Source organism: Succinivibrio sp. (genome assembly GCF_045124615.1).
GTDB lineage: Bacteria > Pseudomonadota > Gammaproteobacteria > Enterobacterales > Succinivibrionaceae > Succinivibrio > Succinivibrio faecicola.
On record NZ_JBGVMC010000162.1, the window covers coordinates 1 to 4,177 of the forward strand.

The window sequence follows — 4,177 nt, forward strand, 5'->3', positions numbered from 1 at the left end:
CCTTCATGAACAGATAGTACATGACCTACACCATGACCTGTGCCGTGTGCATAATCAAGACCAAGATCCCACAATGGTCGTCTTGCAATAGCATCAATCTGCATTCCTGATGTTCCACTTGGAAAAATCAGACTTGCAAGAGCAATATGGGACTTAAGCACTGTAGTGTACATCTTTCTGATTTCATCACTGATATGAGGACTTACAAGAATAGTTCTTGTTATATCTGTAGTACCTTCATTAAAATGTGCACCAGAATCAATAAGATAAATGCTGTCATGACCAAGAGCACGAGGCTCTGCTACGTTTTCATGGTTATAGTGGCACATTGCCGCATTTGGGCCTAGAGCACTGATTGTATCAAATGATAATCCAATAAAGCCTTCTTCAACTTTTCTGAAGCTCAAAGCTCTGTTTGCAAGATCCAACTCTGTTGTATCCTCAACTCTTCTAGTAAAGGCTTCATCATTTTCAACGGGGATATCAAGCTTTGTGAGATTATCAAGCCAAGACAGGAAACGGCACATGGCAATACCGTCTTTTATATGTGCCTTATATTCACCTGCAATCTCGATGTGATTCTTTTTTGCTTTAGGTAAAAGACATACACCGATATCTTCTACAACCTTAGCTCCACCTTCATAAAGGTGCATCATGGTATGAGCATTTGTTGAGTCAGGATCAACAAGAACAGAGCAGCTTGACTGACAAAGACGATCTAGTACTTCATCAAATCTTTCTTCAGGGAAAATATCTACATGTCCTACATGTTCTTGTAGCATGTCCTCGATATCATCACCAACAAAATGAGCCTGATTTATGTACCATTCTAGAGCTTCATTTGAGTAGGCTACCATCTTACAGTTGATTATAGGAAGACATTTTCTGTCGTTTCCTCTGATATTGAGTAGCCAGCATATACTTTCAGGATCACAAATTACAGTGGCATCTAATTCATGATCTCTAAGGTATTGAGCAATTTCCTGACGTTTTTTAGGACTTGGACATCCATTATATTCGTCATTGAAAATTTCAATTGGGGATATGACTTCTTCTGGTTTATCAAACCAGATTTTATCAACAAGATTTCCGTTTGTTTGAACAAGCTCCATGTTGTTAGCTTCAAGAGTATCTTTAATTTTCAGATATTCCTTATAGCTTATGCAGTTCATATCAATGCCTATCTTGGCATTCTTGTTCAAAACATGAGAAAGGTAATCTTCTACAGACAGTTTGGAAAAGTCGTAGTTATCAAAAAGTTCAGAGCTTATTTGTTCTTTAACCTGAACAACATATCTGCCATCGACGAAAACAGCATTTCCTTTTGAGGCATGGTATTTATGCGCATCCTTGCTAGATGTTACGTCAATACCAGAACTGTTTAATTCTTCTTTTGGATTAGCAGTAATAACCACATAACCTGCTGAGCCTGAAAATCCGGAAATATATTTTATTCTTTCCTGGCTTTCGTTAAGTTCATAAGATAGATATTCGTCGTCATGGTTGACGATAATAGCATCTAGCTCGTAGTTTTCTAAAAGCTGCTTTATTTCAGCAATTCGCTGTTCATAAATACTTTTATTCTGATCGGACATTCTTTTTTGCTCTGTTCCATTTAATTCTTAGTTCAGATTTTAGCACATGGTCACGGTTGTATCAAAAAATCGCTTTTTTAGAAAAAATAACCTCTTTTTCAGCGGTTAATAAACACAGTTTTTTGAAATTTGTTAATTGTTGATTGAAATCTTGTTGCTATAATGCACAAAGATAAACAAAATGCTGATATGACAGAAAATATCAATAATAAGGACAGATATGAATAACATTGAATTAGATAATCCGTTATTAAAATTCTCTGGTTTACCTGATTTTTCTTTAGTAAAGCCAGAGCATGTAAAACCTGCACTTGAAAAGGTTATTAAAAAATGCAAGCAGACAATAATAGATGTTTGTCAGAAGAATAGTGAAGATCCAACATGGGATAACATTATGGCTCCTATTGAGGAGGCATCAGACTGCCTTGGAAAGGTTTGGTCGGTTGTATCTCATCTAAATTCAGTGAACAATACAAAAGAATTACGTGAAGCTCATGATGCTTGTCTGCCACTCTTATCTGAGTATTCATCATGGGCTGGTCAGTATAAGCCTATGTATGAGGCTCTGCTTAAGATTGAGGCATCAGATGCATTTGGAAGATTATCTATTCCTCAGAGAAAATCAATAACAAACGAAATCAAGGATTTTAAACTCTCAGGTATCGGGCTTGATGAAGCTGATCAGGAAAAATATAAGAAAATAGTATCAAGACTGTCAGAGATTGAATCAAAATTCTCAAATAATGTTCTTGATGCAACCCATGCTTACATCCTTCACGTTACAAATGAAGATGACGTAAAAGGTCTTCCAGAATCATCTTTAAATCTTGCAAAAGAGGAAGCTAAACACAGAAAGCTAGATGGTTATGTATTCACTCTTGAAATGCCTTCTTATCTTCCATTTATTTCTTACTGTGAGAATCGAGATTTAAGAGAAAAGATCTATAAGGCATATTCAACTAGAGCTTCAGAAATCGGTGAGAACGCAGGAGAGTTTGACAATAATGCCATCATGGAGGAGATCCTAGATTTAAGATCTCAGCTTGCAACTTTACTTGGCTTTAAGTCATATGCTCATTACTCTTTAGCAAGAAAAATGGCTGACACTCCAGAAACTGTTATTTCATTTTTAAAAGATCTTGCAAAAAAGAGTAAGAAACAGGGCGAAAAAGAAGTTGCTAAGTTAAGAGAATTTGCAAAAGAATTTGGCATAAACGATCTAAAGCCTTGGGATATGGCTTTTTTCTCAGAAAAACTACAGAAAAAACTATATTCAATAGATCAGGAAGCTTTAAGAGAGTATTTTCCAGAAGATGTTGTAGTAAAAGGCCTGTTTGAAGTTGCCCATAGATTATATGGTATTACCTTAAAACAGCGTTTAGGTGTTGATGTCTGGAACGATCAGGTTAAATGCTTTGATGTTTATGAAGATAAATTTGGTTCAAGAATAGGCTCTTTATATATGGATCTCTATGCAAGACCAGGTAAACGCGGTGGTGCATGGATGGATGAGTGTCAGACTAGACGATACAGAGATGACGGATTCTTACAGCTACCTGCAACATATCTTGTATGTAATTTCACAAGACCTGTAGGTGACTCAAAGACTCATTTAACTCATGATGAGGTAACAACCTTATTCCATGAGTTTGGTCATGCTCTAAATCATCTGTTAACTAAAATTGATATTCCAGGAGTATCTGGTATCAATGGTGTACCTTGGGATGCTGTTGAACTTCCATCTCAGTTTAATGAGAATTTTGCTTGGCAAGAAGAGGTATTGAAGTTCCTTTCATTTAGCGAAAAGACAAAGTCTTCATTACCAAAAGATAAACTAGATGCCTTAAATAAGGCAAAGAATTATCATTCTGCAATGGCAATGCTTCGTCAGATTGAGTTTGCTCTGTTCGATTTCAGAATTCATTATGAGTACGATAAATCTAAAGGTGCAAGAATCTTTGAAATATTAGATGATGTTAAAAAAGAAGTTAGCGTTGTTCCTAATTATGAAAATTCAAGATTCCCTAACTGCTTTACCCATATCTTCTCAGGTGGTTATGCTGCAGGCTACTATAGCTATAAGTGGGCTGAAGTACTTGCTGCAGATGCTTTCTCAGTATTTGAAAAGAATGGTATCTTTGATAAGCAGACAGCAAATGATTTTGAAGATCTGATATTAGCTTGTGGTGGCGCATACGATCCACTTGTAAATATTGAGAAATTCCTTGGAAGAAAACCTAGTGTTGATTCACTGTTAAAACAGTCTGGAATTGAACAGTAGATAAGACTTTAACTTATTGAAAAGAAAACGGATGCATTAAAAAATGGCATCCGTTTTTTTTCAACTATAACAGTGTAGATGGATTATCTCTTTTTGTTAAAAGCAGGTGCTTTCTTTTTAACATCTTCTGGATTTAAAAGTGGCAGATTGCCAATTGGCTCTGCTAATGCACCAATAATTGATCTTGTATCATGGTTAACTTCTGCAATCTTGACTTTGATAGTGTCAGCAAGACGCTTTTCGGTTTTTCCGTTTACAATGATTTCTCCATTATCGCTATCAAGAATTAAACATTCCTTGT

General features: G+C 35.9%; 3 protein-coding genes. 1 reads left to right on the top strand and 2 read right to left on the bottom strand.

Translation table 11 applies throughout. The annotated features are described in order from the left end of the window. On the bottom strand, positions 1–1,595 hold a 1,595-nt coding region (locus ACJML3_RS04385; RefSeq protein WP_406020940.1), incomplete at its 3' end, for a M24 family metallopeptidase. Between the two features lie 220 nt (positions 1,596–1,815). Here ACJML3_RS04385 and ACJML3_RS04390 point away from each other — a divergent pair. Further along, the gene (locus tag ACJML3_RS04390) at positions 1,816–3,876 is read left to right on the top strand and encodes a M3 family metallopeptidase (RefSeq protein WP_406020942.1); all 2,061 of its coding nucleotides are present in this window, start codon (positions 1,816–1,818) and stop codon (positions 3,874–3,876) included. An 83-nt stretch (positions 3,877–3,959) separates the two neighbouring features. On the opposite strand, the gene ACJML3_RS04395 is transcribed toward ACJML3_RS04390, so the two are convergent. Then, a partial coding sequence (locus ACJML3_RS04395; protein ID WP_406020944.1) for a hypothetical protein occupies positions 3,960–4,177 on the bottom strand: 218 nt, incomplete at its 5' end.